The organism is Paenibacillus sp. NPDC057886 (assembly GCF_042796655.1).
GTDB lineage: Bacteria > Bacillota > Bacilli > Paenibacillales > Paenibacillaceae > Paenibacillus.
Window position 1 is genome coordinate 456329 of the sequence record NZ_JBHVMZ010000005.1, and the last position, 16201, is coordinate 472529.

At 44.9% G+C, this 16201-nt stretch carries 18 protein-coding genes and 2 pseudogenes; 14 read left to right on the forward strand and 6 right to left on the reverse strand.

Annotation, left to right across the window (positions count from 1 at the left end; translation table 11 throughout):
- The first annotated feature begins 23 nt into the window (after positions 1–23).
- The 5 genes and pseudogenes from ACFVQB_RS19245 to ACFVQB_RS34560 all read left to right on the forward strand — a co-directional run bounded on the left by ACFVQB_RS19245 (position 24) and on the right by ACFVQB_RS34560 (position 3371).
- Positions 24–1370 (forward strand): NtaA/DmoA family FMN-dependent monooxygenase, encoded by a 1347-nt coding sequence (locus ACFVQB_RS19245; protein WP_379442267.1) that lies wholly within the window; start codon positions 24–26, stop codon positions 1368–1370.
- Between the two features lie 14 nt (positions 1371–1384).
- A complete protein-coding gene (nfsA, locus tag ACFVQB_RS19250; RefSeq protein WP_379442271.1) occupies positions 1385–2125 on the forward strand; it encodes an oxygen-insensitive NADPH nitroreductase in 741 nt (246 codons plus the stop codon).
- Positions 2126–2262: 137 nt separating this feature from the next.
- Positions 2263–2688, forward strand: a complete 426-nt coding sequence (locus ACFVQB_RS19255) for a MarR family winged helix-turn-helix transcriptional regulator (RefSeq protein ID WP_379442274.1) — start codon at positions 2263–2265, stop codon at positions 2686–2688.
- A 105-nt stretch (positions 2689–2793) separates the two neighbouring features.
- A pseudogene (locus ACFVQB_RS19260) lies at positions 2794–3031 on the forward strand (DUF896 domain-containing protein).
- Between the two features lie 238 nt (positions 3032–3269).
- Positions 3270–3371, forward strand: coding sequence for a hypothetical protein (locus tag ACFVQB_RS34560; protein ID WP_483874955.1), 102 nt, complete (start codon positions 3270–3272; stop codon positions 3369–3371).
- A gap of 411 nt (positions 3372–3782) precedes the next feature.
- Here the strand turns inward: ACFVQB_RS34560 and ACFVQB_RS19265 are convergent, their stop codons facing one another.
- Together ACFVQB_RS19265 and ACFVQB_RS19270 are read right to left on the reverse strand one after the other, a co-directional pair.
- Positions 3783–4166 carry a DoxX family protein gene (locus ACFVQB_RS19265; protein ID WP_379442278.1) on the reverse strand — a complete coding sequence of 128 codons (384 nt, stop codon included), beginning with the start codon at positions 4164–4166 and terminating at the stop codon, positions 3783–3785.
- Between the two features lie 155 nt (positions 4167–4321).
- Positions 4322–4485: pseudogene (locus ACFVQB_RS19270) on the reverse strand (helix-turn-helix domain-containing protein); the annotation flags it as partial.
- Positions 4486–4762: 277 nt separating this feature from the next.
- Between ACFVQB_RS19270 and ACFVQB_RS19275 the strand changes: the two are divergent.
- The 3 genes from ACFVQB_RS19275 to ACFVQB_RS19285 are packed head-to-tail and all read left to right on the forward strand — an operon-like array spanning position 4763 to position 6051.
- Positions 4763–5101, forward strand: coding sequence for an ArsR/SmtB family transcription factor (locus tag ACFVQB_RS19275; protein WP_379442281.1), 339 nt, complete (start codon positions 4763–4765; stop codon positions 5099–5101).
- Positions 5102–5128: 27 nt separating this feature from the next.
- On the forward strand, positions 5129–5644 hold the full coding sequence (locus ACFVQB_RS19280) for an SRPBCC domain-containing protein (RefSeq protein ID WP_379442284.1): 516 nt from the start codon (positions 5129–5131) through the stop codon (positions 5642–5644).
- Between the two features lie 32 nt (positions 5645–5676).
- Entirely contained in the window at positions 5677–6051 is a 375-nt protein-coding gene (locus tag ACFVQB_RS19285; protein WP_379442288.1) for a VOC family protein, read from the forward strand.
- Between the two features lie 354 nt (positions 6052–6405).
- Here the strand turns inward: ACFVQB_RS19285 and ACFVQB_RS19290 are convergent, their stop codons facing one another.
- Positions 6406–7266, reverse strand: a complete 861-nt coding sequence (locus tag ACFVQB_RS19290; RefSeq protein ID WP_379442292.1) for a helix-turn-helix domain-containing protein — start codon at positions 7264–7266, stop codon at positions 6406–6408.
- Positions 7267–7569: 303 nt separating this feature from the next.
- On the opposite strand from ACFVQB_RS19290, the gene ACFVQB_RS19295 reads away from it, so the two are divergent.
- The 4 genes from ACFVQB_RS19295 (at position 7570) to ACFVQB_RS19310 (ending at position 11699) form a co-directional block, all read left to right on the forward strand.
- The gene (locus ACFVQB_RS19295; protein WP_379442296.1) at positions 7570–8727 is read left to right on the forward strand and encodes a glycoside hydrolase family 88 protein; all 1158 of its coding nucleotides are present in this window, start codon (positions 7570–7572) and stop codon (positions 8725–8727) included.
- A 90-nt stretch (positions 8728–8817) separates the two neighbouring features.
- A complete protein-coding gene (locus ACFVQB_RS19300) occupies positions 8818–10101 on the forward strand; it encodes a glycoside hydrolase family 28 protein (protein ID WP_379442300.1) in 1284 nt (427 codons plus the stop codon).
- Positions 10102–10673: 572 nt separating this feature from the next.
- Positions 10674–11018, forward strand: a complete 345-nt coding sequence (locus tag ACFVQB_RS19305; protein WP_379442304.1) for an Asp23/Gls24 family envelope stress response protein — start codon at positions 10674–10676, stop codon at positions 11016–11018.
- Positions 11019–11093: 75 nt separating this feature from the next.
- Positions 11094–11699 carry a GNAT family N-acetyltransferase gene (locus tag ACFVQB_RS19310; RefSeq protein ID WP_379442308.1) on the forward strand — a complete coding sequence of 202 codons (606 nt, stop codon included), beginning with the start codon at positions 11094–11096 and terminating at the stop codon, positions 11697–11699.
- Between the two features lie 142 nt (positions 11700–11841).
- Here the strand turns inward: ACFVQB_RS19310 and ACFVQB_RS19315 are convergent, their stop codons facing one another.
- Both ACFVQB_RS19315 and ACFVQB_RS19320 read right to left on the reverse strand, forming a co-directional pair.
- Complete coding sequence (locus ACFVQB_RS19315) at positions 11842–12222, reverse strand: carbohydrate-binding protein (protein ID WP_379442312.1); 381 nt, start codon at positions 12220–12222, stop codon at positions 11842–11844.
- Positions 12122–13669: an alginate lyase family protein gene (locus tag ACFVQB_RS19320; protein WP_379442316.1), complete on the reverse strand. Its 1548-nt coding sequence runs from the start codon at positions 13667–13669 to the stop codon at positions 12122–12124. Before ACFVQB_RS19320 ends, ACFVQB_RS19315 begins: the two co-directional genes overlap by 101 nt.
- 448 nt (positions 13670–14117) lie before the next feature.
- On the opposite strand from ACFVQB_RS19320, the gene ACFVQB_RS19325 reads away from it, so the two are divergent.
- Both ACFVQB_RS19325 and ACFVQB_RS19330 read left to right on the forward strand, forming a co-directional pair.
- On the forward strand, positions 14118–14432 hold the full coding sequence (locus tag ACFVQB_RS19325) for a hypothetical protein (protein WP_379442318.1): 315 nt from the start codon (positions 14118–14120) through the stop codon (positions 14430–14432).
- Between the two features lie 393 nt (positions 14433–14825).
- Entirely contained in the window at positions 14826–15728 is a 903-nt protein-coding gene (locus ACFVQB_RS19330; RefSeq protein ID WP_379442320.1) for an EamA family transporter, read from the forward strand.
- A gap of 6 nt (positions 15729–15734) precedes the next feature.
- On the opposite strand, the gene ACFVQB_RS19335 is transcribed toward ACFVQB_RS19330, so the two are convergent.
- A complete protein-coding gene (locus ACFVQB_RS19335) occupies positions 15735–16118 on the reverse strand; it encodes a helix-turn-helix domain-containing protein (protein WP_379442324.1) in 384 nt (127 codons plus the stop codon).
- Positions 16119–16201: the final 83 nt, after the last annotated feature.

A 16201-nucleotide genomic window follows, 5' to 3' on the forward strand; every position in this document is an offset into this window, starting at 1 on the left:
TGGAATAAAGGAGAAGAAAAGATATGAAAAAAAGAAGTGAGATGCAACTGGCTTTACAGATGGTTTCGGGCTATGGGGCCGAATTCAGCGCATGGAGAATGCCTGGGACGGACCCTGCAGCTTATACCAATATGGATAGTTATGTAGAGCGGGCTAAATTGGCTGAACAAGGAAAGTTTCAAATGATTTTCATCGCCGACACTCCAGTATTAACTAACAACTTAGGTCCTCAGACGCCCATGTCCCCTATGGACCCTATGTTGGCACTGATGGCCGTAGCAAGAGAGACGAACCACATTGGGCTTGTTGCTACTCTCTCTACGACATTTAATTATCCCTACAATATCGCACGTCAGTTCAAAGCACTGGATGTAATTAGTCATGGACGTGTGGGATGGAATGCGGTTACCACATCCGACCCCTTAGCGGCAGCTAATTTCGGTGCCCGGGTTGAAAATCGCCAAGAACGCTACGACAAGGCACATGAAAGCATACAGATTGTTCAGTCCTTATGGGGGAGTTGGGAAGCAGACGCTTGGACGTTAGATGTAGAAGGAGGGGAATTTGCCAACATGGACAAAATCCAGCCTATCAACCTTCAAGGTCAATATTATGCATCTCGTGGCCCTCTGCCTATTCCTCCTTCCGAGCAAGGACAGCCTGTTGTGTTCCAGGCAGGAGGAGGGAGAGAAGGACTAGAGTTGGCGGGGCGATACGCTTCGGGTGTCTACGCCAATCCGTATGATATCGCGTCTGCTCGTGAACACAGACAAGCCATTCGTCAAAGTGCTGTCCGTTTCGGTCGAAACCCCGATGATATCAAGATGTTTGCAGGTTTTATGTTTTCTCTGGCATCAACGGAAGAAGAAGCCCTGGATCGTCGAAAACAGCTTATGAACTTCAACCCAGAGGAAATATCCAATAGAGTAAGTTACCTTGGTTCCATGATTGGTGTCCCCTTATCGGTAAACTCGGTAGATATTGATCAGCCATTACCAGTTGACTTATTAAAAAATGCATATGCCAATCCCATGGACCCACGTTCTCCAATAGCTTTGAAGTTGTTGTTACAAGGGCTATCCGTTCGGGATGTTCTCGCCCACGGGGTTATCAATTACCATCCCGTCGTTGCAGGCACACCCACACAGGTTGCGGACTTTTTGGAAGAATGGTTTTTGGCTGAAGCATGTGACGGATTCTCGGTCGTGCCTGATGTGTCTTATGACGGTGTTGCGGATTTTGTGAATCAGGTTGTGCCCATCTTGCAGGAGCGCGGATTGTTCCACAAAGAATATGAAGGAAAAACATTACGAGAGAATATGGGCATTCCAAACGAGTATGGAATGCGGGAATATCAAATAAACCAATAGAGGAGAGGATTTTAATGAATCAGACGCTTGAGTTGCTTCATAACCATACATCGTTTCGTTCTTACACATCTCAACCCCTGACTGAGGAACAAATCGATGCGATCTTTCAAGCAGCGAATCAAACCTCATCGTTCAGTCTCCTGCAGGCCGTGTCCATTATTCGTATCACCGATCCGATTCTTCGAAAGAAGGTCAGACACCTTTCTGTCAATCAACCTTATATTGAAGAAGCGGCTGAGTTTTGGATTTTCTGTGCAGATTTCAACCGGAATCATCAAATTGCCCCGGAAGTGGATATCGAATATATTGAATTTCTGTTAATCGGTTCATTCGACGCCGGACTGGTGGCACAAAATGCGTTGACCGCGGCCGAATCCATGGGGCTCGGCGGGGTATATATTGGTGGGGTCAGAGCAAATATTAACGAACTATCTGACGTATTCGGTTTACCGAAGTATGTAATTCCTTTAGTGGGGCTATGCATCGGTCATCCAGCTGAAGATAAACCTGAGCTGAAACCTCGGCTGCCTCAATCCATGGTTTTACTTGAAAATCATTATTCATCTCTTGATCAAGAGAAATTAGCTATCTATGATGAAACGATGTTGAAGTATTATGAAAATCGTCCCACAAGAGCACCTTTCACCGTGAAAAAAGTAAAGGGATGGAGTGACCACATCCAGGATCATCTCCAGAGAAGTATTCAGCCTCAGATGATGGATTATCTGAATAAGCAAGGCTTTGCCAAAAAATAAGTTTCCGACGGAGCCAAATTTTTGAATCTTAGAGCTGCCCTCAATAGACGGTAGCTCTAAGGTAAATTGACACCTGTAGTTTCACTGTGATAAATTTAGTGTGCTAAGTATCATTCGATGACAGGAAGGGATAATTCATGACAGATGCAGTAGATTGTGATATTCGACAGTCGTTAGATCGGATTTCCTCCCAAATGCGTCGGAATTATAGTGAGTCTTTAAGGGAACTTAATCTCTATGTGGGTCAAGATAATTTGTTGTATCGTTTATGGTTGGGTGATGGGGTCACCCAGATGCAACTGTGTGAACACTTGAAATGTGAACCGCCAACAGTAACGAACATGGTTAAATCACTGGAGCAGAACGGATTTATATATCGTAAACGTGATGTACAAGATGCAAGGATCATGCGTATTTATCTAACGGACAAAGGCAAAGCAATAGAAAAACCGGTTGATATTAAATGGAGGGAGCAGCAGGAGAAATTACTTCAATCCATTTCTACGGAAGATCGGCTGGTCTTAAGACATTTAATGCAACAAATGGAGAGGAATATAGTATGACTCTCTATTTCTTCGACATATATTTAGCTTGCTAAGTATATGTGATCAATTTTGCCAAGTATAATCAAGCTTGGCTCCACAATAAAAACAGAGGAGCGTATGAACATGCTGATCCCATATCTGGACAGAATTAATGAATTAAGTAGAAAGCAAAGTAATAGTGGTCTGACCGACCAAGAGAAATCAGAACAGATGGAACTTCCGGCAAAATTACTTGAAGATGATCCGCGGACAAGTTCTAACAACAATGCTTGCGGTATCCGTGGTTGATCCTGAAGGGAATGATGTCACCCCGTCCAAATTAGTTGATGAAAAGAAAATCCATTCGGATCAAAATCGCTAAATTAGCAGATTCTTTGTTTTTAAGGAACCAAGTTCTTGTCCCGAAATGAGGACAGAAACTTGGTTCCTTTGCTGATCTGATGATTAAAATTGTTGAAAAACAATATATTGCGAATGGCCACTGGGAAACAAACATCAGAGGGAACTTGCTCACACCATTATAGGTGGACCTAATCTGGAATGTATTTATCTACATCCTTGGTTAACTTTATCGAACTTTCTGCAGTGCGGAAGAAGGACTGAAAATTTCGGCAGTACAAAATCATTACAGCCTGTTGTACCGCTCATCCGAGGAAGCAGGAATTGTCGATTACTGCACAGAGAATAATATCTCGAGGTAACTTTGAATGGAACTATGTTCTTGTCCCGCGACATCGCCATACTCGTCCAGGTTTTCTTATCATTAATGTTTTCCAAAACCATCCTCACACGTAATATCCAATTTAAGAATATCGTACAGATTTTGTTTAGAGTCCTCTAATTTTTTCTGAGCAACTTCGATTTCCGAAAATACATTAGACAGATATCGTAAAAATCATTCTTTTGGTATAAAGATGTCATTTCTACAAACGGAAAGAGCTTATTCGAATAATTTATTGTAAAGAAGATTCGAAGTTCAATTAAGGTTTTCTGAAAGAAACTGTATATACTTCACCCATCAAAGTAGTGAGCCTTAACAAAACATGATAAGAAACCTTAATTCGGTAATTAACTGAACTAAGGTTTCTCATTTTTTATTTGGAGACGATTGGTTATCTATTGACTACCAAAATTCCGGATTTCCGTCTTTTATGATAATAAATATAGGAACCAAAGATAATAATATAACCAATAAGAAAACTGAATCCAGCAGAAATACCATCTTCAGCGACATTTGAATACATAGCTCCTGTCAAATCGAAAACCAAACCCGCGTACGCCCATTCCTTGATACGTGGAAAACCAGGAATTAAAATCGCTATTATTCCTAATATTTTGGCAATCCCAAGAAACGGAAGTAGATAATCGGGGTAACCCAAATGCTTGAAAAGTTCAACCGCGTCAGTTGCTTTTACTGTATCCGTTACAGCGCCCACACCCATAAATATCACCACAAGTGTAGTAAATATCCAATATGGAATTGTAATTTTTTTCATTGATGTCATCCTCCATAGTTATAAATTTTCAAGTATAAAAGTGAAAAAAGTTTCTGGATCGCCTTCCTTATTTAGGTGAACATTACTCTTACAAGCAGGATGACTTCTTTCTTTTTCTGTTCACATCCTTTCTTAGCAATTCCTGCGATAAAACTCTCAACAAGGCCAACATCACATAAGACACGTAAGTGCTTCAAGGCTTGCGGTTGATTGAGCCGAGACGATCGGCTACTTCCCCTACTGAAAGGGCGAATTGACGCAGCAGGTTTACAATAACGAGTCGGTTTGGCTCAGCTAGAGCACTCCAAGTCGAATTCATGAATCGAATATACTCCAAATGGAATATACTCGTCAAGGAATATTTGATTATTATTTTGTTTCCTAAATTGCCCAATCTAAAGTAGTTGAGTTGATTTTTTGACCTATAATGAAGCGATAGTAATACAACGTAAGAGTGTGAGATAATCGTGCTTTTTAAATATATATATTCCTTGACAGGTATATTCCTTATTGTGTATATTGAACTCGTGAAATGCAGGTTATCCTGATTCGAGGTGATGAATAAATACGTGTATATCAGAGGTGAGTAAAATGTCATGAATAAGTCCGGAATGGACATAACAACACTGAGTGCTTTAGCTGAACCGACTCGTATGAATATCGTTTCATTGTTGCGTGAGGGTCCTATGGCCGTGGGGGATATCTCCGATCGGCTAGAGCTTCGTCAACCACAAGTGTCGAAGCATTTAAAAGTGCTTAGCGATAGTGGAATTGTGGAAGTACGAATCGATGCAAATCGTCGGATCTACAAGCTCCGTTCTGAGCCATTCAAAGCGATGAATGCATGGTTGCAGTCTTTCCGCGACATGATGGAAGATCGATTAGACAACTTGGATAATTACTTGCATGAACTACAAAATGAGAAAAAAACATAACGTTCATTTAGTTAGGAGGTTCAACACATGACAAATAATACAATGGTTTCGAACGTAGAAAACAATCGGATACTTGTCCTGGAGAGAATTTTCGATGCACCACGAGAACTCGTATTCAAGGTTTTTAAGGAACCAGAGCACCTCAAACGATGGTGGGGACCAAAGGGATGGGTGATTCCGGTTTGTACAATTGATTTCCGTCCGGGAGGCGTGTGGCACTACTGCATGAAGTGCATCGATGAAAACCAGGTTCAATTTTATGGCATGGAATCTTGGGGCAAAGGTGTATATAAGGATATCGTCGAGCTGGAAATGATCATCTACACAGACTATTTTTCAGATGCTGAAGGAAATATCAATGAGTCTATGCCAGCGCCACTTATCAATATGGAGTTTATTGATCTAGGCGGAAAGACCAGATTGGTAAACCGTTCTGAGTATGCTTCGGCAGAGGCCCTTAAAACCGTGATGGACATGGGCATGCTGCAAGGTGTCACCGAAACTTGGAATCGCTTGGATGAATTGTTGAAATCACTTAAGTAAAAAATAAAAATGATATGAGGAGTGTTTTATTTATGATTAACAAAATTGGCCAAGTAATGCTGTACGTAAATAACCAAGATGCTAGCAAAGACTTTTGGACGGAGAAAATGGGTTTCGAAATTATCGCGGATGAAACCAATGGTCCGATGAGATGGGTTGAGGTTGCTCCTAAGGGTGCAGCAACCAGCATTGTACTTCATAGCAAAGAGTTCGTTGCCAAAATGAACCCTGAGATGTATCTCGGAACCCCGTCTATCATGTATTTCTCCGACAATCTCGATGCGTTGTACAAAGATCTTCAGAACAAAAACGTAAAGGTAGGAGATATTGTAGAGGCACCTTTTGGCCGAGTCTTCAATTTCGAAGATGCTGAAGAAAATTACTTCGCTGTATGTGAGAAGAAATAAGAAATTCTAATTAAAAAATATGGCAGCAGCTGATCAAGCGATCGGCTGCCCTTTGCAAGGATGGATGATGTCGAGGGACAAGACCATATTCCCATTGAAAGTCGCTATTATAGCGGCTTTTTTATTTTATCGGTACAAGTTCGTGTCCCGAGCCAAGGACAAGAACTTGTACCGATTGCCGGAATGGACAAGAACATAGTCCAATTACCGATTATATGAATATTTAAGTAGTTGGTAGGTCTCTTTTGAATGAGTGAAACTCCGAAGTCTGGTTTATGGTCAAAATACCAGCTTCATTGCTCGGAAGTATATCATCTGGAAATCTACATCGATAACCAGATGCGATGAGTGAATCTAAGCTTTGAATCGATATTGCAGCGGTGTAAGCAGGTATGTTTTTTTGAAACTGCTGATAAAATGCGATACATTCTGGAAACCGATCTGGTGGGCGATGCTTTCCACAGAAGATGAAGTGCTTTCAAGTAGATGCGCAGCAACATTGATTCGTTTGGCGATCAAATACTCGCTTAGCGTGCTGCCCGTTTCCTTTCTGAATCGCCGCGATACATAGGATCGAGTCAAATGAAGCTCTTCTGCCAACTTGTCCAGAATATCGTTTTCCATGTAATTGTGCTCGATCCAGCTCATGATTTTTTCAGAATATTCTTCTCTGCGCCAATGCGCAGAAGAGGAAGAGTTCTTTTCCGGAAGGATGTCCTCCATTACGCTGAGTAGGCGCAGCATAAATATGGCGATTTCCTCTTGAGTCGCTCCGCGGTCAGTATGTGCGAAGCGCTCGTAGTCCTCCATGCATTGCCGCACCGCCTCAAATCGCTCTCCAAGATCGAATGCTCGTTCCATGCTGCGGGAGTAGCACAACCGATTGAACAGCTCTTGTCGTTTGGGAAAGGCGAACAAGTAAGGTTCAAGACGCAGGTGGTTAACGTGTACCACGGTTCGATCGTAGGGATGTTCATCCGTCGCCTTGGCAAATACCTTATGGATTTCAAAAGGCTGAAAAATAAACAGCATACCTTTGCGGATCGGATAGGTTTGATTGTTCAGTACCACAGTACCATTGCCGCCATACACCAGCAGCAATTCGCAGCATTGATGCCAATGGTAGAAGCTAATGGCTGGCTGATTCGTTTGATGACGGTTGTTCCATATCAGAGTGGAACCATGAAAGGAAATCGGGTCAAAGCCTGCTGACATCGGACAAGTCCTCCGTTCGTCAATAGTCGTTTTCTGAACATATGTTATAAGTTTAGCATCCCGAACATCACTGAAACAAGGACAATAAAACGGTATTTTTGATGGATGCAAGAAAACTTCAATATCGCGGGCCATGATACACTGAAAACGCTTCAACTCAAACGAGATGCTGATAGGAACATGGCTTATTATAACGAGCTCCGTTACGGCTTATGTCCCTGTTAAGCATGAATACGGTTTTGTTTCAATGAAGCTGGTCATGAACAGGAAATATTATTCCAAGAAAAAGGCAGGAGAACAACAATGCAGGTCATAGAACAAGAGAAACCCTGGGTCGACCAGGTCATTCAAAAGCTGACGGACAAGATGGATTGGGTAAGCGACAAATCACGTGACAAAATTCCTTATACCACGCAGGATGGGGTGCATGATGACCGGTCAGGGCATAACCCCAGTGGCAATGACGCGGACGGCATCAATTGGTGGACCAACGGCTTCTGGGGCGGAATGCTCTGGCAGATGTACCATGTTACGGGTGAGGAGAAGTACAAGCAATACGCAAATTTGGTGGAGGATAAGCTGGATGCCTGCTTTGAGCAATTTTACGGGCTGCATCATGATGTCGGCTTCATGTGGCTGCCGACGAGTGTTGCCAATTACCAACTGACGCAAAATCCGCAATCCCGCAAACGGGCGTTGCACGCGGCGAACTTGCTGGCAGGACGCTACAATCCGGTCGGGGAATTTATCCGTGCCTGGAACGATCTGCCTGAAGGCGATACCCGCGGTTGGGCCATCATTGATTGCATGTTCAACATTCCTCTGCTGTACTGGGCTTCGGCAGAGACTGGCGATCCTCGTTTCAGACAAATTGCGGAGCGTCATGCCGATACGGTGATGAACACATTTGTCAGACCCGACGGATCGGTCAACCATATCGTTGAATTCGATCCATTCGTCGGCGGTGTAGTCAAAACGTATGGCGGGCAGGGATATGAGGATGGTTCCTCATGGACACGCGGCCAGACATGGGGATTGTACGGTTTCATGATGAGCTACCGCCATACGGGTAAAGAGGAATACCTGCATACCGCCAAGCGGATTGCACATTATTTCATCGCCAACATTCCGGAGAGCGGCATCATTCACGTTGATTTCAGGCAGCCCAAAGAGCCCGCCTACGAAGATTCTACGGCGGCGGCCATTGCAGCCTGCGGTCTCATTGAGATTGCGAAATCTGTGGGCGAACATGAGAAGGACCTGTACCTGAATGCGGCTCTGAAACTGTTGCGCACGCTGGACGAACAGCGGACGGATTGGAGCAGGGATTGTGATTGCATTGTGCAGAACGGATCAGCGGCATATCACAACGCCACGCATCACCAATCCATCATCTATGGCGATTATTACTTTATGGAAGCCGTGCTCAAGCTAAAGGGCGATGAGCTTTATTTCTGGTGAGTGGAGGGCACGCGATGCAGGATGTATTTGATGTCAGGGCATTTGGCGCTTCAGGAGACGGATTAACTGTGGACAAGCTACCCATCCAGCGTGCCATCGACCAGTGTTTCACTGCCGGAGGGGGGGGGGGGGGGCGTATTCTCGGCAGGAACATATGTAACCGGAACGATCATTCTCAAGTCCAATGTGTATTTGCAGATCCATCCTTCAGCTACGTTGCTGGCAAGTCCGAACATTGGCGATTATTCGGACCGGACCCATTACAATCGTTACACGAACGAGACGGAAATGGACAAATGCCTGGTCTATGCCGAGGACGCAACTCATATCGGCATTGTGGGACAAGGTGAAATCAACGGCAATGCGGAGGCTTTCCCGAACGAGGGGAGTATGGAGCGGCCAATGATGATTCGTTTTTTACGGTGCAGCCATATCCATCTGCGACGACTGCGGCTGCACAATGCGCCGGCATGGACAACGGCTTTTCTGGACAGCGAGCATATCTGGTGCGATGGTCTGGATATCGTCAATGAGAAAAAACACAACGGGGATGGCCTCGATTATGACGGATGCTCCAACGTATTTGTATCCAATTGCCGCATCAAAGGAACCGACGACAATTTGTGCCTTCAGGCGAGCAGCAAAGCATTTCCCATGAAAAACGTGCATATATCCAACTGTCATTTTACCTCTATCTGTGCCGGGATTCGTATCGGCTTAAAATCGGTTGGTGATATTTCAAATGTGGTTATCCAGAATTGCACGTTCGAGAATGTATGGCGGGAAGGCCTAAAAATCGAATGCACCGAGGGTGGAACGATTACCGATATCTGTGCCAGGGGATTGGTTATGCAAAATGTGACACGGCCGATTTTCATTCTGTTGAACAATCGTTTGCAGGACATTGGTTCCTCCATTGGTCTGGAAAGCATGCCGCCAATCGGAGCCTTGAAGCGAATCACGCTGAGCGACATCACGGCTATCGATCAGGATGAAATGCGGCAGGTTCATCTTCGGTTTGAAGACGATCTGATGGGCAGCCCTTCCTTCAACGGGATTCGAGTGGATGCCTGCGAGCAATTTCCGATTCGTGATCTCGTTCTTCGGAACATTACGTATCACACCATCGGTGGAGTCCTCAAAGAGGACCTTCCGCAGCATTATCCTAGCGTATGGGATATGCGATACGATCACCCCGATGAAGTGTCGGAGAACTATTATCCGACCTGGAGCAGGGCTACCTTTATGGACATTCGGAACGTACAGCGTCTTACGCTGGATCATGTAAAATTCCATGCGTATGAGGAAGATACTCGCGAGTCTTATGTGGTTGAGCATTGCCGAATTCTGAAGCAGGATATCGTGGAGTATTAGCCTCCATCCCCATCGCATTTGAGCACTGTATCGCTATGGACCAAGTAACCAAACGTGGCCTGCTTCCGGCTGCGCGCAGCTCGATCCCTTTCGAGGCGACCAACGTCACAAAAGACATCTGCATGATGGCTTTTCGTTGTTGTCGCTTGAAGGGGATTTTTGGCTAACAAGGAAAGGGAACTTGACTGTGGACGTGGAATCCTTTTTCATAAAGGCCGAGAATCCGTATTTCAGGCATTGAGCGGTCTGACCCCGGTGAATAACCAGATGCAGATCATCAAAGAGTTCAGGCTACGGCTGAATCGTTGCCTTTTCCCACAGTTAGGAATGAATAGAACATTTTGAGGAATAGACAGCACCTTCAAACCACGCAAGTGGTGGGTATGAAGGTGCTTTTTAATGTTGATGGACATGGGCTGCAAGGTTTTCGTCAAAATAGAGTGACTTGACTATGCCTATTAGAATGACTAATATAATTATAAATGATAGATTAAACTATCATTTATTTGTTTTGAATATTAAAATCAAGCTGTAATTTTTGATTCCATTTGTCATTGGAAGGGAGGAACAATATGTTGATTCAGAGTATATGGGGTACAACTACATTTTCAAAAGCAGTTCTTACTAAAATCGTCGGTAAAACGATAAGCATGACAGAAGGAATCGGTTCAGTATCAACAGGAATGATCGAAACACTGGCACAAAAGTTAACAGGCAGCAGCATATATAGTGGGATTGAAATCCATGAAGAGGACTCCATCGTGAACGTTCATCTCAATATATTGGTGAAGCATGGGATTCGAATCCATGAGGTATGTAGACATTTACAGGAAAATGTAAAAGAAACGCTGGAGAAGCTTACCGGCATTGGCATTGGCGCTGTTCATATCAAGGTTGAGGGAATATCGTTTTCTTGAGTGTGCAGGCACTCGCACATATCGCAGAGCAAGTTACAGATAAAGATAAAATTACAGGATAGGGGATTGGTCCATATGACAAACGTTTCCATAGCTCAAGCCAGTCCGTATTCACTGGCCGGAGCCAAGCTCAATCTGATGGCCGTTGGAGATATCGCCCATAGTATTGCAGGTTCCAATAGGCAAGGCATTGTGGAGGATACGTTCAGCAAGCTATGGCAGTCCACGAACAACCGCTTTAGCCATGAATATACTTATGAAGCCAAAATGGGCGATAAGACACTTGGAATCATTACATGCTTGCCCATTACCAGGCTGGAGCAGTTGGTTTCCTCCACAGCAAAGCAGTTGTTATCTTACCGAAAGCTCGGTTTACTTGTTTATAATCTTTTGCACCCCATAGCACTGTACTCCACAATTACGTTGAAAGAAGGCTTTAAGGGAGAATATCATATCGCTTCTCTTGCAGCTATCCCTGAGAGCAGGGGCATGGGAATCGGCTCACAGCTCATTCACCATGCAGAGCGACAGGCGATCCAACAAGGCTATAACGTGGTCTCCCTCACAGTCAAAAAAGAAAATCACCGTGCAGCCAAGCTATACAGCCGACTTGGCTACGAGATTACTTCGGAAGAAAACAAACCGGCATTTTCATTGTACAGAATGGTCAAGAACATATAGTTCCTACAAATCAGGCGTTTCGTTTAATGCATCATGAAGAAGAAAAAAAGCCTATCCGAAGTCGTGGTGCGGTTTCCGGATAGGCTTTTTTGGGAATGTTTCGGCTACGTTATTTCGTCGTTAGAAGACGGTTATGGCAGGTTTATTGGAACCTCAATTCATTCAGATGAAGGGTGCTGTTTGCATTTTCCCCCTTAAACACAACGACAATCATGTAATTTCCAGTGACGCTGCCACCCGTTGAACCTGTATTCGAAAGAATATTACCTGACAAATTCGTAGTTTGAAATGTGCCAAGGCCGCCCGTACCGCTGACCGGGATCTTGGCCAGCAGCGTTCCGCGATCTCCATTTGTAGCACCGCCAGCTGAATACGCCTCAGGTTGCCCGAACAGGGAACCTGAACTGCTCGCTGTTCGAATTTCAATCGTTCCCGATCCAGTGCTGGCATAACGCAGGTTTGCTTTTGTAACTGCACTTAAAGACGTGAACGGCAAACCGGCAATCGCATTGGTGCCTTTCATTTGAACATTGCTGCCATCGCGTACAGTATCGCTCACGAGTCCAGTCGCATACTCTCCATAAAGCGGGTACGCCGTTCACCATTCTTGTTACACCGCTATACTGCCAATGAACCGTATGATTCAGCGCTGCGACGTTGCTAGTATAATCTAATGCTCTTGCTGCCGGAGAAGCCGTGAGCGCACTGAAGCCGGGAACATCGAAGCTGTTTCGGTCAATGGCATACAGCGGATGATTGATCATCTCCGTTAAATAAGCATATTCACTTGTCGCAGCAGAAGACGAGAATTTATAGTAGTTGTAGGCTAAGGAGAACGTGCTTTCCGTAACTCTCCCCCGATCAAAGGTTGTAATCCCCTGATTGCCGTGATGGTTCCACGGATACGCGCTTGTATACGCAGCCACGTCATAACCCAGATTGTACCTTGCACTAAAATCAACGGCCTTCAACAAGGTTCGGTTATTGAATTCGTAGAGACTGTTATCTCCCTGGTTCCAGGCCATATGAGCCACGGTAATGAACGAGGAAAGGTTGACCATTGCATGTTGCTGGTCTCGGTCGCTCTCCTTGCTCTGACCCGTGGATGAATTATAATTGTACAGCAAACTGTATCCGTTGGCGCCCAGGCTTTTGTCCGGTTTTTTTTGCCATGCTGCGGCATTCTGATTGGTAAAATAGGCTGTGCTGTTCGCAGTGAAGTCACTTTTGACGACCTCAAGCAAATCTGCATCTTCCGCGAAAATGGCGTAAGCCATCGACCCCAGACGCAATATGGCTGCATGTCCATGTGTAATGTTGTCCATGTCGTATGAGGCCAGCACGGCGTCATTCGCTAGCAATTGATACATGCTTACTGCTGTTCCCGATTCGTTCTTGTGAAACATTGCGATTAATGCATTCGTATCAGCTGAAGACCAGCCGGCGTAATCATAACGCAGCAGTTCAGCCGCTGCCGTAAACTTGAGCGCTACGACGCCAACATCCAGATTCGTATCATACACGGAATTTGAATCGCCATTTGTGCCTACACCTTTAAATATAGAGGCATATTTGAGCATGATTGTTCGTGCACCTTCTGCGTAGGTGTTATTTCCGGTGACAGTATACATCAGTGCAAGGTTATACACTTTGTTCGCAGCGAGCCGCATTTCATTATAACTGCCGGAGTTGCTGCGCTTCAGATTGGTAAGCGTATAATCGTTGGCTGAAATGGTTCCGTAAGAGGTCACAGTATCTTTAAGATAGGTGTACGTTGAATACCATGGTTCCGATTGTGCAGCCACCTGACTCCTCATGTTCTGAATGTCCGTAGCCGTCTGCAAAATGCCGGGATGGGTGAAAGTAGCATTGTCAGCGGAAGCCACGTTGGTTTTGCTGCCAGGTAAACCAAGCATTCCTGCGATCAGAACGAACGCAATGATACACGATGTCCATTTTTTTGGATTCATTTCATTTCCTCCTTCGGAATCGTTATGAGTATGTAGTTCAAGAGCTCCAAGTGCAGTTTACTCTAAACACCTCCTTTCAAGTATGTAGGGGATCGCAATCTAAGAGTAATCGATAATTCAAAGTACTTTCTGTAGCAAATCCCAAAAAACAGGAATAAATACGTAGTTTGTAAGTTCTGGCGAATGAGGCGGGCGAAACAAGCAGTGATCCGATAAAGGTCATCGTTAAATAGAAGGAAGACGTGTATGGTTTGGAATGATGTATGATGCTATCCCTTCTGTCCAAAAGAGCCTTTTCGCGCAAGTGTGCGAGAGGGCTCTGCATTATATATGATTTTCCAGAAGAAAGGCCAATTTGTTCACAATCAATTCCATTTGAGTGATGGACAATATAACGAGTGTCAGTGTAGGCTTTCCAAGAAAATACTTCGGGACGGAAGGGGATACCATGCTGAAGCGACCTCATATCCGACAGAGCATTTTTGTGAAATTTTCGCTTGCATTCCTTGTGGTGGGTCTTATTCTACTGACGGTGCTCAGCTTCATGACGTTGAGCCAGTCTTCACGTCAGTTTGAACGCCAAACCAACAACCATTTTCGGCAAGTCGTCTACCAAATCAGCAGCAATGTCAACGAACAGTTCAAGAGTCTGAACGAGGCTTCAATGCTGATGTACTTTCGTACAGACAGTGCGCTTTCTTCACTGGAATTCACGCATTTGGATTCATTATTGCTCTTGGGACGCCCGGTATTACGCGGCTGAGTTCTTCACGGAACTGGTGACCATTTGGCCGAAAGCAATAGAAGAAGAGCAGGATCTGACTGGATCTTTTGAGAAAGCCGCCGCGTTATACACGGAGAAATGAAAGACGTTCAGCGCTCTGCATCAGATGTTTCCTTTCCCGAAAGGCGGAAGCCATTCAGCCGATCAAGCAACCAAGGCGATATGACTGGTCCAAGATATCAAGGCTCTTGGGATCGAAGTCGTTGCAAAATAGCGTATTCAATTTGGTATTTACAATGTCGAGATTTTGTCTTAGGATAAACCATAATTCAATATCATGCCGAGGGAGGCAACCCCACTTTTTACTGTTTTTTGGATTCCAAAACAGTGAAAGGTGGGGTTTTTTTTGTTGCAAAAAAAGGGGGGAGTACAATGTTACATTTATTTAAAAATTCATTTTGCGTATTTTTGGGGGCGTGCTGCTTTGGCATTCCATCGACGGTCGTCAAGCTCGCTTACCAGAAAGGCTTTGCATTCCAGGAAGTGATGATCAGCCAATTCGGAATCGGCTGGCTTGTTCTTCTGATACTGATGCTGTTATTTGGACGGCGAAAAGTTACTGGAAAGCAATTTCTAAAACTAGCTGGCGTCGGATTATGCACTTGTCTTACAGGGGTCATGTATTTTCTAGCCTTGCAGAGCATTCCTGCATCGATTGCCGTTGTTCTTCTATTTCAATTCACCTGGATCGGCGTCATAATCGAAGCCGTCGTGAATAAGCAGTGGCCGGAAAAATCCACAATTATCTCTGTTATTATCCTGTTTGTTGGGACGATGATGGCAGGTGGAATCTTGGGTGCAGGCGAGATCCAACTGAATTTGAAGGGGACTTTACTGGGGCTGGCTGCGGCGCTGATGATGGCCCTGTTCGTCTTCTTCAGCGGCCGGGTCGAAACGCAGATGTCACCGATTACCCGGAGCTTTTATTCCTCTACGGGCGGCCTGATTCTGCTGACGATCCTGTTCACACCGAAAGTGTACGTGGAGGTGTCGCTGTTTGATAACGGATTATGGCTGTATGGCTTCATCTTGGCTGTATTTGGCGTTGTCCTTCCGGTTCTTCTGTTTGCACTCGGCGCACCTAAAATCAGCACGGGACTGGCAACGATTCTGGGAGCCGGAGAGCTGCCCGTCGCGGTCATCACTTCCGTGCTGTTGCTGAGTGAGCAGGTGACCGTGCTTCAATGGATCGGGGTCATTGTTATCCTGCTTGGCATCGCGTATCCGCAAATAGCGAGAAAGAAGCGGGCGGGGGTGCCGGTAGTTCAGCGCTAATTGGAACTATGGTGTCGAGCAGGCATAACGGGAACTGGCGGAAACCGACTGGCGCAAACAGAGTTCGGAAGTCTCCGTCTTGCGGTAAACGCCTGGCGTTTCTCCGGTCATTCTTCGGAATGTTTTGGAAAGGTGGTGTAGGTCGGAGAACCCGCAGTAGGCGGCGATTTCGTGCATCGGCATGGATTTGAAGTCTCGTTGGATCGAGGAGAAGAATGGTGGTACCGTACCCAGTTCGATTATGAGCAGGAGGACATCATTAAAAAAGAGATTTTTCATGCAGCGATCTTTTCCCGAAAACCAAATTGGGAAGAGATCGCCAAATTTGTGGAAAAGCTCTTCGTAACAAAACAAAATATAATCTGTAATTTTAATTTTCATTTGCTCCATATTATGAGATTTCCTCAAATACAACTTCTCGGTCTTAAGATGGGAAAGAACGATTCTAGTATTGTCGGAGCAGTGTCGGGGAT